Source organism: Proteus columbae, assembly GCF_002777965.1.
GTDB lineage: Bacteria > Pseudomonadota > Gammaproteobacteria > Enterobacterales > Enterobacteriaceae > Proteus > Proteus columbae.
This window is the reverse complement of record NZ_NGVR01000017.1, coordinates 272,198-290,853: the sequence shown is the minus strand read 5'-3', so window position 1 is coordinate 290,853 and position 18,656 is coordinate 272,198. Positions and strand designations below refer to the sequence as shown.

Below are 18,656 nucleotides of genomic sequence, written 5' to 3'. Positions count from 1 at the left end.
AACTATTCGTTATTCTGGCAAAGAGAAAGATTCTACAGGGCTCTATTATTACGGTTATCGTTATTATCAGCCGTGGATTGGCCGTTGGTTAAGTGCCGACCCCGCAGGTACGATTGATGGACTGAATTTATATCGCATGGTGCGTAATAATCCTGTGACATTGCGTGATCCGGATGGGCGAATGCCTAGTAGTATTTTTTCTCATCTCTTTGCATCAGATGATATGAAGCTACAAAAGGGATCTATTACTCCTTTACGAAATCGTGGATTAATAGCGGGGAATAATAAAGAGAGTGTTGAGACAACATTACCATTCGTCATTAATCGATTTGATTCGGTTGAGCATAATTCCGCAGTAAGAGAGTACAGTCCGCAATTATTGCAAGAAGGAGGTGATTTATACCAATCAGTTCATATCTTCCGTGGTTCTCAGGTTACGTCCCAAAAGCCTGGTGTTGGAACAGTAGGAACTTATTGGGGACGCAAAACACTTTCTGATGATCTGACCGCTATTTATGTTACGAATGGTAGGTCAGGTAGTGTGGGCATCAGCATCCAGTTGGATGATATCAAGGAGAAGAAACCCATTGTTATTACATCAGGAGCCTTGAGTGGTTGCACTATGCTATATGCTGTAGACAAAGAACAATTTTATGTGGTTCATACTGGACAAGCCGTTGGTGATAAGAACTGGAAAACAGGTATTCAGGGAGTGAGCACAGCACAAACCAGCCTTAACGCCTTATCAGGTAAGAATTTATCGGTATCAGGGGATCATAATAATGACTTGATTGGTACATTAAGTGAGTTTGAAAATTCGACAATAACTTATCTTGGGAAACAAGGCACGAGGATCGACCAAGTTCAAGAGAATGTCGCTACATTTGATTATAATCTTCAAACTAAGATGCCTAGTTTCTCCGTCAGGGCTGGTTATAGTTATGCCCTATTGGCCAAGGATTCAGGAAAAGTTAATGTGAAAGTATTGTCGGAAGATGTGGCTATTAATATGAATACTAACAAAATTAGTGTTCTTAACTCAATGAAAACTCGTTTACATTAATACATCACAATTACAGAATGACATCAATTACGATTATATATTGCTATATTGTAATCACGTTAAAACATATCCCCAAATATACAACCCAGTGAAACAGTTTTCCTGTCTCATTTGGGTTGTTTTTATTTTATATCGATGATTTTATTTCTTTTAATAAAATATAAAAAAGTAGTAAAAATAATTTAATTTATTATTTTTATTATTGATAGTTATTTAATAAATATTAAATAACAGTGTTAGTTCCATTTTAATATTAAATTAAATCTCGATATTGCTCACAAGTGTCTAATGTGATTAATACACTCATTATATTAAAAAACTTTAATAATTATTGAGGATTTATTATGAAAAAAAATAAACTTATGGTATTTATTTCAACATTATTATCAGTAGCAAGTTTTATTTCAACAGCGTCAGCTGATGTCACATTAAAACATGGCTATATTGATAAACCACCAAGTCGTGCAACGTTATGCAGAACGATAATTCCTGGTAGTAATAATATAAAATTTAATACAGGTTGTGGCCAAACTGAATATGAACCTCAATCCATTGAAGGTGTTAAAAATTTCCCAAACAATACCATTAAAGATGGTGAAATTGCTAGCGGAGGGAATTCGGCTTTTTATAAATTAAATGAACAAAATATTAATCGTTGGCATAAAGTCAAAATGCAAAGCGGATCTTATACCTTTAAGTGGACATTAACCGCGCCACATAGTACAGCATCGTGGCGATTTTTTATTACTCAACCTGAATGGGATGCAAATAAACCGCTTATTCGAGATGATTTTGATTTAACGCCTTTTTGCCAACGATTTGACAATGGAAAAATGCCAACGAAAAGTGTTGAACTAGATTGTGATATACCCGAAAGAACCGGTTATCACATTATTTTAGGTGTTTGGGATATTGCGGATACAGGAAATGCGTTTTATCAGATAATTGATGCTGAATTTTAAATTTAATGCTATGGCATAGTCGATATGATTATTTTATAAGAAATCTACTTAATTAGTATAAATACAAAGTTGCAGTATTTATTATTCTTTAAATATTTAAAAATAGAGCCTTTATGGCTCTTTTTTATCTCTCGTTTTATCTCATAAAATGAGACTAGAAAAGTTCTTGTTACAATGCTAAGTTCGTTCTATATATCTATAATATTTAGCTTAAAACCAACATCATTGAGGTGCGATTATGGAAATCTATTTAGATACAGCAGATATCGAAGAAGTCAGAAAACTTTCTCAAGTTCTTCCTATTGCAGGTGTTACTACCAATCCTTCCATTATCGCTAAATCGGCACAACATATTGAAACCCTATTGCCTGAATTAAAAGCAGCAATGGGCGGTAAAGGACGTGTATTTGCACAAGTGATTGCCAGTGATGTCGATACGATGATTGAAGAAGCATTGCGTATTGGGAATATTGCGGATAATACCGTGATTAAAATCCCTGTGACAGAAGCTGGTCTAATGGCAATTAAACAACTTAAACAAAAAAATATGCTGGTATTAGGTACGGCAATTTACAGTGTTTCTCAAGGTTTAATGGCGGCATTAGCGGGAGCAGATTATATTGCGCCTTATGTACATCGAATGGATAGACAAGGTTCTGATGGGGTCAGAGTGGTCAAAGAGTTACAAACGCTGATCACCATGCATAATTTACCCACCAGGATCCTCGCCGCCAGTTTTAAAACACCGCGCCAAGTGGTCGATTGTTTATTAGCTGGGGCTTCTTCAGTGACACTCCCGATAGAGCTTGCTTACTCTATTATTCGTTCACCTGTGGTTGATGATGCGGTGAATAAATTTGCGGACGATTGGCAAACCACCTTTGAACGTCGTTTTTTATAATTAAATGAAGAGTATGAGATTAAGTGCTATAACGTGATATAGCACTTAATTTATTCATTTAGGTATATAGTGATATTAATCTTCATTTTTACTAATGTATTAATAACGAGATTATTATAGCGTAAAATAAACGAATATTGATTTATATCTAATAATAAGTCACCTTTCTGGCAATCTAAATCCAAATCTATTATTATAATGTTAGTCTATAAATGGATTATTAATATAATCTATTATTTTTTATTTTGTTTTAATAAATTGCTCACATATCATTATGTTATGTTTTTTTTGTTGTGAGTTTTTTACATTTTTAAAATTTAATTAATTTTTTGTTTTTACTCGGTTTAATTGTTATTACTTTGGCTTTAATAACAAAATAATAAATTGTGACGGGCATGTTAATTAAAGAGTTTGGTTGTTAAAAAATAAACTAATATTATATTGATGGGGTAGTTAACTTACCTAATTAACAGGGAAAACCGATACTCCGCGGTGCAATGATAATTAACATATTCAGTTATTATCTTTATTTAGCGATAAATAAAACTTTATTTGTGATACTGGAGTAAATATGTGTGAAGAATACATGAATAAGCCACTTTATCTGTCCATTGCTGATTGGGTTCAAGAGCAAGAACGCTGGGTAAGCGCAAAAGAGATTGCGAAAAAATTCGATATTCCTCAATGCAATGCGATTAATATCGTCTCTTACATTCTTTCTGATGTAAAAGAAATTGAGTGTGAAACAAAAAGCGTGCCTAACCAGCTTGAAGGTAGAGGTTGCCAATGCCAACGCATGATCAAAGTGAGTCATATTGATCCTCAGCTTTATTCTCGCATAAAAGGACATATTCAAGGCAAAAGTAGTCAAAGTTCACCTGAAAAATTAGCAACGATGATCCCTCATGGATTAAACCATGAGCAAAAATGGCAATGGATGTTGTCAAAATCACAACGACGCTAATTAATCATTGTTGATTTAATGATAGATGCAATACGACAGGCGCTTGTAACGCCTGTCGCTGCTCTTTTCTACTGACCTTTAGGCTTAACGTCTGTGGTGCCTCGTAAACGAGGACGATTGGGTTCAGGTGCGGTTAAAGGCGTTGTTTCTACTAAGCTTTGGCGACAACGAATGGCCAAATCTTGATACTCTCGGGTATTCATCCGCTTCCATTCCATGTCTTGATCGGTAATATCACGCACATGTTTTGCAGGACTCCCTATTAACATTTGTCGAGGTTGTCCTTGAAAACCCGCTTTTACAAAGCTCATTGCCGCAACAATGCTCTCTTCTCCGATTACTGCACCATCCATAATCACGCTGTTCATGCCAACTAAACTATCGCGTCCGATTATACAACTATGAAGAATAGCACCATGTCCAATATGTCCATTTTCTCTGACGATGGTATCCATATCGGTATAACCGTGCATGATACAACCGTCTTGAAGGTTAGCGCCTGCTTCAACAATCAAGCGCCCATAGTCGCCTCTTAGTGAAGCAAGAGGGCCGATATAAACACCTGCACCAATAATTACATCACCAATTAATACCGCGGATGGGTGAATATAAGCCGTTGGATGTACCACAGGAATAAGACCTTCAAACGCATAAATGCTCATCCGTTTTCCTCTTTGTTGTATTATCGAAACACTAGATAATTACCGGCCTTTCCATTCAGGTGCGCGTTTTTCAGCAAAGGCAAGAGGCCCTTCTGTGGCATCTTCGGAATGTAAGACACTCGGGTAATGTTTTAACACGCCACTGCGCATTAATTTGTAGCCTTCTTCAATAGAAAGCTCGCTGGTGGCACGATAAATCTCTTTTAAAGCCGCCACAGCCAATGGAGCACTATTAGCGATTTGATCGGCAAGTTCGCGTGCGCTATCCATTAATTCAGCGGCGCTGACAACGCGGTTTGCAATTCCCCAACGTAGTGCTTCGTCTGCATTCATACGACGACCAGTCATCAGCATTTCGTTGACGATAGCAGGCGGTAAACGTTTAGGTAAACGCAATACACCCCCACTATCAGGCACAATACCTAATTGCGCTTCAGGTAAGGCAAAAGAAGCATTGTCTGAGCACACCATCATGTCGGCGGCGAGTGCTAATTCAAAACCACCGCCAAAAGCATAGCCGTTAACGGCAGCAATAACAGGTTTATCAAGATCAAATAATTCGGTTAAACCGGCAAAACCACCCGCACCAAAGTCTGCATCAGGGGCTTCACCTTCAGCCGCTGCTTTTAAATCCCAACCAGCGGAGAAAAAGCGTTCACCTGCGCCTGTAATAATCGCGACACGTAAGTTGGGATCATCACGAAAACGCAGAAAAACTTCACCCATTTCATGGCTGGTTTTTGCATCAATAGCATTGGCTTTCGGTCTATCTAATACAATTTCAAGTACAGAACCACGCGTTGTTAAGTGTAATGATTGGCTCATGGTGTATTCCTTTTTCATCATCAAAAATAAGCATTTATGATTGAGGTTATTTTGCTATCGTTAAAACCGACCAGTGGCTTATTTCAAATGCTTTTTAATTACTTTTCCTGAGCAATTACGAGGTAAACCTTCCCGAAACTCGACGTCTGATGGCACTTTAAATTTCGCCATATTGTGTTCGCAGAAATGGAAAAAATCGTCTTTACTCAAGGTTTCACCTTCAACGAGCACCACAAAAGCTTTAATGGCTTCATCACGAATATCATCAGGCACACCAATAACCGCCACATCTTGAATTTTTGGATGTGAACTAATGATGTTTTCAATCTCAACACAAGAGACGTTTTCGCCCCCGCGTTTGATCATGTTGCAACTGCGATCCACAAAATAGAAAAAGCCTTCATCATCCCGGTAACCATAATCTCCTGTATGTAACCAACCGTTAGGCTCTAGCGCTTTCGCTGTTGCATCAGGTCGATTGTAATACTCTTTGAATAGGGTTTTTCCGGGTTCGCCTTTTACGCAGATCTCACCTACAACGCCATCAGGAACTTCGTTGTTCTGTTTGTCTCTGATTTGAGCTTGATAGCAAAAACCAGGTCTGCCGATTGACGGCCAGCGGCGTTTATCACCGGGTCTATCACCAATCAAACCAACGATAGTTTCTGTCATGCCGTAAGAGGTGAGTAATCGCACATTAAAGCGTTCAATAAAGGTGTCTTTTTCTTCATCAGCGAGATTGAGGTAGAACATCACTTCGCGTAATTTGTGTTGCTTTTCTTCTGATGAAACGGGCTGTGCCATTAAGGTTCTCATCATCATTGGAATACATTCTGTTACCGTCGCTTGGTACTTGAGAATTTGCTTCCAAAAAGCTCTTGCACTGTATTTTTCTAACAATACAAAAGTCGCACCAACAGAAAATGCAGCCAGTGATGCAGTACATTGGCAATCAATATGGAATGCAGGCATGACGGTGAGATAAATATCGTCTTCGCGTAATGCGTTTTGCCATGATGAGTAATAACCTGCAAAGCGTAAGTTATAGTGCGTGATAACCACACCTTTAGGTTGTGATGTGGTACCTGAAGTGAAAAGAATTTCAGCAGTATCATCCACACTTAATGGGGTGTGATGATTAAGCGTAACAGGATGTTTGGCTTTTTCTGTTAAGAAGTCCACAACCTCTTTCTCCGCAGGCATTGTGTTTTCAGAAATTAAAAACAGTTGCGTTAAAGGGTTTTGTTCATCCTGCAACATAGGTTGGTAAATCGGATAGAAATTATCGCGAGTAACCACGTAATGGGCTTGGCAGTGATTGATTATCCATGCACTTTCTTCATACATAAAGCGCGCATTAATGGGCACCATTACAGCGCCTATTTTTGCCAATCCAAACCAGCAAAAGAAAAATTCAGGGCAGTTATCAAGATGTAAGGCAACATGGTCGCCTTTTTTTATGCCACCAGCATGGAAAAGATTTGCGGTTCTGTTTATCTCTTCATTTAATTCACAGTAGCTAAATTGTCTCACGAGTCCTTGTGCGGATTCAAAAATCAGCGCTGTTTTTGTGCCATAAACGTCTGCCAAATCATCCCACATTTGACGTAAGTTTTGTTTGCCAATCACATCCATTAAACTGTTATCCCATACTTTTGCCGTGAATTCAGACACGATTTTAAAAGTGTGCTGTGTCTGAATTTTACGGTGTTACTTTACGATTTTAGCTAGCCCTTTATCGACCAGCCCCCTGATTTGTTCGTCGTTATAACCGATATTTTTTAAGATAGCGTTGGTGTCCATGCCGTGAGATGGCATACCACGCCAGATTTTTCCCGGATTATTTTTGAATTTCGGCATCACATTTGGCCCTTTGCAGGTTTCGCCATTCATGGTTTGCCATTGGGTAATAGATTCACGCGCGACATATTGCGGATTGTCTTCAAGCTCAGGAATAGTCAGCACTTTAGCGCTGGCAATATTGAGTTCAGAAAGACGTTTAAGCACGTCAGTGATCGGTTGTTTGGCTAACCACTCATCTAATTTGTCTTCAAATAATTGACCATGAGGACAATTGATACGATGAATAAGTTGAGTGCCTTCAGGTACTTCTGGTGTACCAAGAAGATGTGCAAGACCGATATCTTTGAAAATTTCTTCAATTTGTGTAATACCCACCACTTCCATGACGATAAAACCATCTTGGCAACGGTAAAGCCCACAGCCTGCGTAGTACGGATCTTTCCCTTTTGTCATACGAGGGCAAATTTCGCCACCATTGAAATAATCCATCATGAAGTATTGCCCCATACGCAACATCACTTCATACATAGCAATATCAATACTTTCGCCTTTGCCTGTTTGTTGAACTTTATACAGTGCGGCTAAAGCAGAAGTGGTTGCTGTCATTCCTGAGAAATAATCTGCGGTATAAGGGAAAGCCGGCATTGGCTGATCTTTGTCACCGTTTTGGATCAAGTAGCCACTAAAGGCTTGAGCAATAGTGTTATAGGCCGGTAAGTTGGTGTATTGCGGATCGCCATATTGACCAAAGCCAGATAAATGCGCGATAACCAATTTAGGATTATGTTCCCATAACACTTCATCGGTAATACCACGACGTGCAAAGGCTGGGCCTTTACTGGCTTCAATAAAGATATCGGTGGTTTCCATTAATTTCAGGAACGCATCACGGCCTTCATCTTTAAAGATATTAAGTGAAAGAGCATGTAAATTACGGCGAGAAAGTTGTGGATAATGAGGTTGAACGCGAATGGTGTCAGCCCATGCAACGTTTTCAATCCAAATTACTTCAGCTCCCCATTCTGCAAACATTTGTCCTGCGAATGGCCCTGCAATTTCAATTCCTGAAAATACAACACGAACCCCAGAAAGCGGGCCGAATTGTGGCATTGGTAAATGTTCTGTCATAGCGTCACCTCGTCAGTGGACTTTTAAAAAACTCCCTCATCCGTAGATGAGAGAGTGATTTGTGATTAATTAGCGGTACTGTTTAAGCACTGAACGTCCTAATGTCAGGATCTGCATTTCATCAGAGCCACCAGACACACGGTCAACACGAAGGTCACGCCAGAAACGAGAAATGCGGTGCTCGCCAGCAATACCCACACCACCAAGCACTTGCATTGCACTATCAACCACTTCAAATGCCGCATTCGCACAGAAGTATTTACACATCGCCGCATCACCTGAGGTGATTAAGTTGTTGTCACTCTTCCATGCAGTTTCATATAACATGTTGCGCATTGAATTGAGTTTGATCGCCATATGGGCGAATTTTTCTTGAATTAATTGGAAACGACCAATTGCTTCGCCAAATTGAACACGTTGATTGGCATAACGCGCTGCATCTTCAAAGGCACACATCGCAGTACCGTAGTTAGTGAGCGCCACTAAGAAGCGTTCATGGTCGAATTCTTCTTTAACACGGTTAAAGCCGTTACCTTCGCGACCAAACATGTCTTTTTCTTCAAGTTCAACGTTATCAAACGTGATTTCACAGCAGCTATCCATGCGTAAACCCAGTTTTTCTAACTTGTTGACTTTGATGCCCGGTTTGCTCATATCCACAAACCATTCTGTGAAAACAGGTTTATCAGGCGATGCAGCATCACGGCTCATTACCACAACGTAAGGGGTATAGGCGCTACTGGTGATAAAGCATTTGCTACCATTGAGATAAACTTTGCCATCTTTACGGGTATAAGTCGTTTGTAAGCTACCCACATCTGAACCTGCACCCGGTTCTGTAATGGCAGAGTTCCACATCTGTTTACCTGTGCCGCGGAACGCCATAATTTTATCGATTTGCTCTTGTGTTCCTTCACGCAATACGGTGTTAAAGCCACCCGGTAATTGATAAAGCACATAAGTTGGCGCACCTAAACGACCTAATTCCATCCAAATTGCGGCAACAGTAACAAAACCTGCGTTTAATCCACCGTGTTCTTCAGGGATAAGCAGATTGTCAATTTCCATATCCGCTAAGGCTTTGACAAAACGTTCTGGGTATTTACTTTCGCGATCACACTGCGCGAAATAAGCTTCCCAGTTTTCACTGGCCATTAATTCGCGGACACCGTCAACAAACAGTTCCTGCTCATCATTCAATCTAAAATCCATGTTAATAACCTCTTAATGTGTCATTCTTTGCGTATAGCGGATCACTCTTTCCAATGTACTTTGGCATCTTTAATAAAGGACAAGGTGACCATGATATTGACGAAAAATAGTGGGCATCCTCCGGCGATAATGGCAGTTTGGATTGGTTTTAAACCGCCAAGTGCTAATAGAATGATGCCGATAACACCAACCAGCACAGACCAGCCGATGCGGACTAATAAAGGGGGCTCAGAGCCTTCTTTCATAGAGCGACAAGTAGACATTGCCAGTGTGTAAGAGCAGGCGTTAATTAAGGTGACAGTGGCAATAAAGCAGAGGATAAAGAAGCCCCACATTGTCGCTGTGCTTAGTGGTAATGCTGCCCATGTTTCGATAATGGCGCGCGGAACACCGTATTGTTCAATCAGCTGTGGAATATTCAGAATGTTTTGGTCAATCAGTTGTAAGGTGTTACCACCAAGGATTGTCCAAATTAACCAAGTTCCTGCGGTTAAACCTGAAACCATCCCTAAACACAATTCACGAACAGTACGGCCTTTAGAAATACGCGCTAAGAAGATACTCATTTGGATCGCGTAGATAACCCACCAAGCCCAATAGAAGACTGTCCAGCCTTGAGGGAATCCACCTTTACCGATAGGGTCTGTATAGAACAGCATACGAGGCATATACATCAACAATGTACCCACAGAATCGGTAAAATAATTGACGATAAAGCTCGCACCACCAACGATAAATACCCAACCCAACATTAAGAAACTCAGGTAAGTACGCACATCACTGGCGATCTTCACCCCTTTTTGCAGACCAAATGCCACGCAAATTGCGTTTAATAGGATCCAGCAAGAGATAATGATGGCGTCTAATTGCAGGGTATGAGGAATACCAAATAAGTATTGAATACATTCAGTGACTAACGGCGTTGCTAAACCAAGGCTAGTACCCATTGCCAGGATTAAAGCAACAAGATAGAAGTTATCAATAATGGTTCCGACGAGCCCATTAACGTGTTTTTCACCGATTAATGGGGTTAAGGTACTACTTGGACGGATAACTTCCATTTTGCGAACAAAGAAGAAGTAAGCGAATGCAACAGAAAGGAAGCTATAAGTTGCCCAAGGTAAAGGACCCCAGTGGAACAAGCTGTAAGCAAGACCAATTTCTTTCGCTTGAGTTGAGTAAGCTTCCATCCCAAAAGGAGGACTTGAAATGTAGTAGTATATTTCAATCGAACCCCAGAAGAGGACGGCTGCGGATGTACAAGACGCAAACATCATAAAGATCCAGCTTGCGGTACTAAATTCAGGTTTATCTTCCCCTAGGCGTTTATTGGCATAACGACCGAAGACTAACCAAAACCAACCCCCGAACATAATGACCATATACCATTCGAAGGCCCAACCCCAGACATTGGTAACATAGCTGAATACGGCGTTAATCACTTCATTTGAGGCGTCAAGATCACGTACCGTTAACCAACATAAAATACCAACAATGATTAATGGTGGAAAAAAAACCTTCGGTTCTATTCCAGCCTTTTTATTATCTTTGCTCATAGGTAAATTTTCCAAATATATTTAGCGCAGAAGTTTAAGTGGTGTTAATTCCTAATATCTAATAAAGCATTTGAGTTTAATTCTATCTATTTCATCTGTTGAGTTTTTATCATAATAGAAAAATAAAGTGATTGGCTAATCCATAAATCAATTAATGATGAAGAATGATGGATATTATAAGAAATCTATTCTGTTATTCACTTCACACTATTCTTTTTGTCGATTTTATGTTACGTTTTATAACGTTTTATTTTCATTGTAACTGATTGATAATTATTGGTATAACCTTGTATGTAATAGGGTTGTTATATTCCCTCTTTCAATATTGTTGATCTCGGTGGCAATATTGAACGTTAAATCACGTTATGCTTATTACCTTCAATATTGTTGATCAAAGTAGCAATATTGAAAGTTATTCACTTCAATTAAAACTAATTTCAATATTGGTGATGTATTTGGCAATATTGAAACCTATCGATTCATTATTTAATAATGTTCAATATTGGTGACCTAGGTTTAATTTTTTAAACGCTTAATTGTGTTAATTCTATATTACATTGCCAGAGTAAATGACATTATTTATTAATTTCAGGAGATGTAATGAATATTATTACATGTTACAAGAGTGTTCCCGATGAGCAGGATATTACGGTAAATAGCGCAGACAGTTCGCTGGATTTTTCTCGCGCTAACACCAAAATCAGCCAATATGATTTAAATGCGATTGAAGCAGCTAATCAGCTTAAGACTCAACTTGATGGTATTCAAATCACGGCAATGAGTGTTGGTGGTAAGGCTCTGACAAATGCGAAAGCACGTAAAGATGTTCTTTCTCGTGGGGCTGACGATTTAGTGGTTGTGGTTGATGACCAATTTGAAGCCTCTCTACCTTACCAAACGGCGGTTGCACTGGCTGCGGCTGCAACTAAAAAAGGTTATGACTTAATTCTTTGTGGTGACGGCTCGGCGGATCTTAGTTCACAACAAGTGAGCTTGCTGGTGGGTGAAATTCTAAATATTCCAGCAATAAATGGTATTAACAAAATTGTTTCTCTTTCTAATGATTCAATTACCGTTGAGCGTGAATTAGAAAATGAAATTGAAACACTGACACTGCCTTTACCCGCAGTGATTGCGGTATCTACCGATATTAACACACCTCAAATTCCTTCGATGAAAGCCATTCTTGGCGCGGCTAAGAAACCTGTTCAGCAATGGAGTGTTGCCGATCTTGGTCTGGATGCGATTACTGCGCGTTCAGAGCAAAAAGTGGCTGCACCAAAACAGAAAGTTCGTCAACGCATCATTATTGAAGGTGATGGCGATGATCAGATTGCTGAGTTGGCAGAACATTTACGTAAAATTCTTAAGTAATAGGGGGAGTTATGAGCCAGTTTTCAACTGTTTGGGTATTTAGTGATGCACTTTCCCGTTTACCAGAATTAATGGGGGGTGCTTCTTCATTAGGACAATCTATCAATGTATTTACATTAAATGATGAGCAAAGCGTAGCTGCCTTTAAATTAGGTGCAACAGCCGTTTTCCAATTAGAAGGTAAACCTGACGATCGCATTATTGAAGATTATGCACAAAGCATGGTTGAAACCATTAAACAGAAAGGTGATGCAGGTCTAGTGTTATTACCTAATACACGTCGCGGAAAATTAGTCGCGGCACGTTTAGGTCATCGTTTAGAGGCGGTTGTTTCTAATGACGCACAATCTATAAATGCAGATGGAGATGCATTAGTCACAAAACACATGGTTTACGGTGGTTTAGCTTTTGGTGATGAGACACTGAAAACCCCTTACTGTGTTGTAACTGCAAGCGTGGGTGCTTTTGATGTTGCACCAGAAACTGGCGCTACAGGTAATGCACAAAAAGTCGCATGGATTGCTCCTGCTCAAACCATCGTTCGCAATTCAGTTCAACCACGCGCAATCAATGCCGTTGATTTAGACAAAGCACGTTTTGTTGTCAGCGTGGGTCGCGGTATCGGCAGTAAAGAAAATATCGCTATTGCAGAAGCGTTAGCGAAAGCCATTGGCGCTGAAATCGCGTGTTCTCGTCCTGTCGCTGAAAATGAGAAGTGGATGGAACACGAGCGTTATGTCGGTATTTCTAACTTGATGCTGAAACCTGAACTTTATTTAGCTGCTGGTATTTCAGGGCAAATTCAACATATGGTCGGCGCTAATGGCGCACAAACTATTGTTGCTATTAATAAAGACAAAAATGCGCCTATCTTCCAATTCGCTGACTACGGCATTGTCGGTGATTTAATGAAGGTTTTACCTGCATTAACTCGTCAATTATCTAACTGATTTATTTAAGCAGGGAAGGGAACTTCTCTGCTGTTTATCGCAAATTCTGGAGATGTTATGTCCGATTCCGAAGATATTTTCGATGCCATTATTGTTGGCGCAGGATTAGCAGGATCTGTGGCTGCACTTGTTTTGGCAAGAGAAGGCGCACAAGTATTGCTAATAGAAAGAGGTAACTACGCTGGCGGGAAAAATGTAACCGGTGGTCGTATGTATGCACATACCCTTGAGCGCATCATTCCTGAGTTTGCGCAAGAAGCACCTGTTGAACGTGTGATCACTCATGAAAAATTGTCATTTATGACTGAAACAGGCGCAATGACGATTGATTACCAAAATGCTGAAGGAAATAACCCCAAAACCGCCTCTTGGTCTGTATTACGCGGTGAGTTTGACCAATGGCTAATGGAACAAGCCGAAAATGCGGGTGCGCAATGTATTACAGGCATTCGTGTTGATAAGTTAGTCGAGCGTGATGGCAAAATTGTTGGCGTTGAAGCTGATGGTGATGTGTTAGAAGCCAAAGCGGTTATTTTAGCTGATGGTGTGAATTCCATTCTTGCTGAACAGCTAGGTATGACAAAACGTGTGGCGGCCGAAAATGTGGCGGTAGGCGTAAAAGAGATCATTGAACTTCCTGAAAGTGTGATTAAAGATCGTTTTAACCTAAAAGATAACGAAGGTGCGGCTTGGTTATTTGCAGGTTCGCCTACCGATGGACTAATGGGCGGCGGTTTTTTATATACCAATAAAACCACACTTTCTTTAGGTCTTGTCTGTGGGCTTCACCATATTAAAGACGCTAAAAAATCAGTACCACAAATGCTAGAAGATTTTAAACAGCATCCTGTTGTTGCTCCGCTAATTGAAGGCGGAAAAATGGTGGAATACGGTGCGCACGTTGTTCCTGAAGCTGGGTTAAGAATGCAAAGCGAATTAGTACGCGATGGCGTATTGATTGCAGGTGATGCAGCAGGAATGTGTATGAACCTTGGTTTTACTATCCGTGGCATGGATTTAGCGATGGCATCCGGCGAAGCCGCTGCAAAAACCGTGCTCTCTGCCATGGCGAAAAACGATTTTAGTAAACAAACACTAAATGAATATCTCAAACATTTAGAAGATGGCCCGTTACGCGATATGAAAGCCTATCAACGTATGCCTGATTTACTTGATAACCCGCGTATGTTCACCGCTTACCCTGAAATGGTGGTTGGTATTGCAAAAGATCTCTTTACCGTAACAGGTGAAGCACCAGTGCCAATGCGTAAAACCATGATGCGTCATACCAAAAAAGTAGGCTGGATGAATCTGATTAAAGATGGGATCAAAGGAGTAAAAGCAATATGAGTTCTCCCGTAAATGTCGATGTCAAATTAGGCATCAATAAATTTAATGTCGATGAGGAAAATCCACATATCGTTGTTAAAGAGCAACCTGATATGCAGGTATTGGAAACCTTAGTCAAAGCATGTCCAGCCGGTCTTTATAAAAAACAAGAAGATGGCACCATCAGTTTTGACTATGCAGGATGCTTAGAGTGTGGAACTTGTCGAATTCTTGGTTTAGACAGTGCGCTTGAAAAATGGGAGTACCCACGCGGAACTTTTGGCGTGGAATATCGTTACGGATGATGTATCGCTACTTTTCTCCCAGTGCTTCTCCGGCCTGGGAGCTTTTCTTTTTTTGTTTTATTTAGAAAAAATACCAGGACGCAGTCATGCAACCCAGAAACTTTGATGATATTCGTTTTACCTCTGTACATCGTCGAGTGATGTTATGGGGCAGTGGCGGCCCTTTTCTTGATGGCTATGTATTAGTGATTATCGGTGTGGCGTTAGAGCAACTCACACCGTTATTACAGCTTGATACACAATGGATTGGTCTGCTTGGTGCGGCAACATTAGCAGGACTTTTTATTGGTACATCACTCTTTGGTTATATTTGTGACAAAGTGGGTCGCCGTAAAATGTTCCTTGTGGATATTGTGGCTATTGCCATTATTTCTATCGCGACGATGTTTGTTTCAACCCCTGTGGGTTTATTGGTGATGCGGTTCCTTATTGGGATTGTGATTGGTGCCGATTATCCTATTGCGACTTCGATGATCACTGAGTTTTCCAATAAAAAACAACGCGCTTTTGCCGTCGGTTTTATTGCTGCAATGTGGTATATCGGAGCGACTTGCGCCAATTTAGTCGGTTATCTTTTATATGATGTTGAAGATGGCTGGCGTTGGATGTTAGGTAGTGCCTTTATTCCCTGCGTTATTATTTTAATTGGTCGTTTTGATTTACCCGAATCTCCGCTTTGGTTAATACGCAAAGGGCGTATTAAAGAGTGCAATGAGATGATGATAAAGCTCTTTGGCGAACCCGTGGTATTTGAAGCGGAAGATGCCAAAACAACGCGTTTTATCGAATTATTTAATAAGCGTCACTTTTCTTTCGTACTCTTTGTTGCGGTGATTTGGACTTGCCAAGTTATCCCGATGTTCGCCATTTATACCTTTGGACCTCAAATTGTCGGTTTATTAGGATGGGATGCAGGAAGAAGTGCGGCGTTGGGTAATGTGGTAATCAGCTTGTTCTTTATGTTTGGGTGTATTCCCGCTATGTTCTGGTTAAACCAAACAGGACGACGCCCATTATTGATTGGTAGCTTTGGCATGATGACATTGGCATTATTGGTGTTAGGTGTCTTTCCTGATCTACCTATCTTATTTGTTATCTTAGCGTTTGCGACTTATGCCTTTTTCTCTGGTGGCCCCGGAATTTTACAATGGCTCTATCCTAACGAATTGTTTCCGACAGATATTCGTGCATCGGCAGTAGGCATTATTATGTCAATCAGCCGTATTGGTACAGTTATTTCAACCTGTGCTCTTCCTGCCTTTATTGCCACTTATGGCATTAACACCACGATGCTGGTGGGAGCTGCAATTTCACTGCTTGGTATGATAGTTTCAGTCTTGTTTGCACCAGAAACCAAAGGGCTAACGCTTAATCAGACTTCAACCATGCCGATGAAACGGGGTAAAAAACAAATTTAGTTTATTTACTCAAAATTGAAACCCAATGAAATTTATTATTTTTTAATCAACCTAAGCGGTATTATTTATTAAGCTTTCTAAAAATATTTTATTAATATGTTATAAAATTTAACAATTTCTTATTTTATTTTTTATTATTTTAATTTAAATTATATTTTTTATTTATTGATAAGATTTATTTATAATTTAAAATAAGTAGAATATAGTTTTATTAAAAAGAGAGTGATTTTATTTTCTTTGTTTAAATGAAATCACTCTCCTTTTTATTTTTAATAATAACACCTTTATAACGCTTCAGTTCCAAATCTATTTCATTGTTATTAATTTATCTTCAATTGGTAAATATATTTAACCCACCGAATCTAGACACCAATCACAAATCTCTCTCAGACTATTCAAATGACGAAAAACAGTTCGTTATTTACCAAGAATGAATAATATCCCCTACCCAGAATAAGGTCATTACAGACGTAAACACCAGCAAAGAAGCGGTTGAGTAGGTATTTATGACCTTATTAGAAACGACAGTTAAAGAATGTCTAAACAATGTAGTGAAGCAATATTCTTCACACATAGCCTTGATTGAGGATCACAGTAAAAAAACACTCACTTGGCAACAACTACAACAAGAAGTGGATCAAGTTGCCCGTGGTTTTTTATCTATTGGTTTAAAAAAAGGGGATCGTTTAGGTATTTGGTCTGCTAATAGTGTGGAGTGGATAATCTGTTTTCTTGCCGCCGCTCAAATTGGTGTTCCTGTCGTTTGTATTAACTTTCATTTTAAAAAAAGAGAGTTATTAGATTTATGTCGATTAACTGGAATTAAAGCGCTCTGCTTTTCTGATGGTTTTAAAAGTAATCATTTTATTGAGGTCATTAATTGTCTTTCTAAAAAAGCATCAGAAAATAAAGATGTATTACCTCAATTATTTATTAGCATGGGAAATGAGCATACAGAAAAAAGTGTCTCTTTATCTCAATTAAAAGAAAAAGCAATACACGTATCCGATATCGTTTATCAACATGCTGTTGAACAAGTTAGCGTAAAAGATTTGCTGACTATTCAAATGACCTCTGGCAGTACAGCAATGCCTAAAGGCGTTATGTTAAGCCAATATAATGTCATTAATAATGCAAGGCTGTCAGCACAGCGCTTAGGTGTGACGCATGACGATGTGATTTGTCTTGCAGTTCCTCTGTTCCACTGCTTTGGACTCTCTTCCTGCCTCTTTTTTGCATTAACAACAGGATGCCAATTAGTTCTGTTAGATAACTACTGTGCTGAAGATGTTTTAAAAGTCGTCCAAGACTGCCGTTGCACCATTATGCATGGTGTACCGACCATTTTTAGTCGCTTAATGAAGCATGAACAATTTTCTCACTATGATTTATCTAGCCTTGATAAAGGCATTATTGCAGGGGCAAGTTTTCCTCCTGCGCTAATCGATGACATCGAAAATATCCTCGGCATGAAAGGGATCACCGTCTCTTATGGCCAAACAGAAGCCTCACCTTGTTGTACCCAAACATTACCTAACGATCCTTTAGCAATAAAACGTGGATCTATTGGTAAGCCTTTACCTTTTGTTGAAATGAAAATTATCAATCCGAAAACAGGTAAACCTGTGGCAGTAGGCATTTTAGGTGAAATTTGTACGCGTGGCTTCCATGTGATGATGGGCTATGACAATGCCCCTGATAAAACCAAAGAAGCGTTAGACGAAGAAGGTTGGTTACACACGGGTGATATCGGTTATGTCGATGAACAAGGCAATTATCACTACGCCTATCGCATGAAAGAGATAGTCGTGCGTGGCGGTGAAAATATTAGCCTGTGTGAAATTGAAGAAGCCATTGCTGAATACGCGGGTGTAGAAGCAACCAAAGCATTCGGTATTCCGTCAACGGATTTAGGTGAAGAAGTGATTGCCACCATTTGTGTGCAAAAAGGCCACAGTATTGGTGAAAGCGAATTACGTGAATTTCTACAAGAGCGACTGGCTCGCTACAAAATCCCCAAAGAACTCCATTTCTTTACAGAATTTCCTCATACCCCTTGCGGAAAAATTGATGTTCAAGCGCTGAAATTGCAACTGGGTTATAGCGTTTCAATCAAGGATGAAAAAAACAAAGTAGCGGGTTAAGTGACAACGGATTTATCTACATTCTGACAACAGCAGTATGAAGTCTAAAAATAATTAGGA

Annotated in this window: 16 protein-coding genes and 1 pseudogene; 11 read left to right on the top strand and 6 right to left on the bottom strand. The window is 39.6% G+C overall.

What is annotated here, in order from left to right; genetic code table 11:
* From CBE70_RS18740 to caiF, 5 genes and pseudogenes are all read left to right on the top strand, one after another.
* Positions 1-190, top strand: a pseudogene (locus tag CBE70_RS18740) (RHS repeat-associated core domain-containing protein); the annotation flags it as partial.
* On the top strand, positions 182-1,063 hold the full coding sequence (locus CBE70_RS07985; protein WP_456300073.1) for a cytotoxic necrotizing factor Rho-activating domain-containing protein: 882 nt from the start codon (positions 182-184) through the stop codon (positions 1,061-1,063). The pseudogene CBE70_RS18740 and the gene CBE70_RS07985, both read left to right, overlap by 9 nt.
* Before the next feature lie 344 nt (positions 1,064-1,407).
* The gene (locus tag CBE70_RS07980; RefSeq protein ID WP_100158922.1) at positions 1,408-2,025 is read left to right on the top strand and encodes a lytic polysaccharide monooxygenase; all 618 of its coding nucleotides are present in this window, start codon (positions 1,408-1,410) and stop codon (positions 2,023-2,025) included.
* Positions 2,026-2,263: 238 nt separating this feature from the next.
* Positions 2,264-2,926: a fructose-6-phosphate aldolase gene (fsa, locus tag CBE70_RS07975; RefSeq protein ID WP_100158921.1), complete on the top strand. Its 663-nt coding sequence runs from the start codon at positions 2,264-2,266 to the stop codon at positions 2,924-2,926.
* 571 nt (positions 2,927-3,497) lie between these two features.
* A complete protein-coding gene (gene caiF, locus CBE70_RS07970; RefSeq protein ID WP_100158920.1) occupies positions 3,498-3,890 on the top strand; it encodes a carnitine metabolism transcriptional regulator CaiF in 393 nt (130 codons plus the stop codon).
* 68 nt (positions 3,891-3,958) lie between these two features.
* On the opposite strand, the gene caiE is transcribed toward caiF, so the two are convergent.
* The 6 genes from caiE to caiT all read right to left on the bottom strand — a co-directional run bounded on the left by caiE (position 3,959) and on the right by caiT (position 11,076).
* A complete protein-coding gene (gene caiE, locus CBE70_RS07965; RefSeq protein ID WP_100158919.1) occupies positions 3,959-4,552 on the bottom strand; it encodes a carnitine operon protein CaiE in 594 nt (197 codons plus the stop codon).
* Between the two features lie 39 nt (positions 4,553-4,591).
* Complete coding sequence (caiD, locus tag CBE70_RS07960) at positions 4,592-5,377, bottom strand: crotonobetainyl-CoA hydratase (RefSeq protein ID WP_100158918.1); 786 nt, start codon at positions 5,375-5,377, stop codon at positions 4,592-4,594.
* Between the two features lie 78 nt (positions 5,378-5,455).
* Complete coding sequence (gene caiC, locus CBE70_RS07955) at positions 5,456-7,012, bottom strand: crotonobetaine/carnitine-CoA ligase (RefSeq protein ID WP_100158917.1); 1,557 nt, start codon at positions 7,010-7,012, stop codon at positions 5,456-5,458.
* A gap of 75 nt (positions 7,013-7,087) precedes the next feature.
* Positions 7,088-8,308, bottom strand: a complete 1,221-nt coding sequence (gene caiB, locus CBE70_RS07950; RefSeq protein ID WP_100158916.1) for an L-carnitine CoA-transferase — start codon at positions 8,306-8,308, stop codon at positions 7,088-7,090.
* A 69-nt stretch (positions 8,309-8,377) separates the two neighbouring features.
* Complete coding sequence (caiA, locus tag CBE70_RS07945; RefSeq protein ID WP_100158915.1) at positions 8,378-9,520, bottom strand: crotonobetainyl-CoA dehydrogenase; 1,143 nt, start codon at positions 9,518-9,520, stop codon at positions 8,378-8,380.
* A gap of 41 nt (positions 9,521-9,561) precedes the next feature.
* Entirely contained in the window at positions 9,562-11,076 is a 1,515-nt protein-coding gene (caiT, locus tag CBE70_RS07940) for an L-carnitine/gamma-butyrobetaine antiporter (RefSeq protein ID WP_100158914.1), read from the bottom strand.
* Between the two features lie 600 nt (positions 11,077-11,676).
* Here caiT and fixA point away from each other — a divergent pair.
* The 6 genes from fixA to CBE70_RS07910 all read left to right on the top strand — a co-directional run bounded on the left by fixA (position 11,677) and on the right by CBE70_RS07910 (position 18,596).
* Positions 11,677-12,450, top strand: coding sequence for a putative electron transfer flavoprotein FixA (gene fixA / locus CBE70_RS07935; RefSeq protein WP_100158913.1), 774 nt, complete (start codon positions 11,677-11,679; stop codon positions 12,448-12,450).
* An 11-nt stretch (positions 12,451-12,461) separates the two neighbouring features.
* Positions 12,462-13,400, top strand: coding sequence for an FAD-binding protein (locus CBE70_RS07930; protein WP_100158912.1), 939 nt, complete (start codon positions 12,462-12,464; stop codon positions 13,398-13,400).
* A gap of 57 nt (positions 13,401-13,457) precedes the next feature.
* Positions 13,458-14,750: an FAD-dependent oxidoreductase FixC gene (gene fixC, locus CBE70_RS07925; protein WP_100158911.1), complete on the top strand. Its 1,293-nt coding sequence runs from the start codon at positions 13,458-13,460 to the stop codon at positions 14,748-14,750.
* The gene (gene fixX / locus CBE70_RS07920; protein ID WP_023582978.1) at positions 14,747-15,034 is read left to right on the top strand and encodes a ferredoxin-like protein FixX; all 288 of its coding nucleotides are present in this window, start codon (positions 14,747-14,749) and stop codon (positions 15,032-15,034) included. The genes fixC and fixX overlap by 4 nt, the downstream gene beginning before the upstream one ends.
* 86 nt (positions 15,035-15,120) lie before the next feature.
* Entirely contained in the window at positions 15,121-16,452 is a 1,332-nt protein-coding gene (locus CBE70_RS07915) for an MFS transporter (RefSeq protein WP_100158910.1), read from the top strand.
* Between the two features lie 506 nt (positions 16,453-16,958).
* Positions 16,959-18,596, top strand: coding sequence for an AMP-binding protein (locus CBE70_RS07910; RefSeq protein WP_100158909.1), 1,638 nt, complete (start codon positions 16,959-16,961; stop codon positions 18,594-18,596).
* Positions 18,597-18,656: the final 60 nt, after the last annotated feature.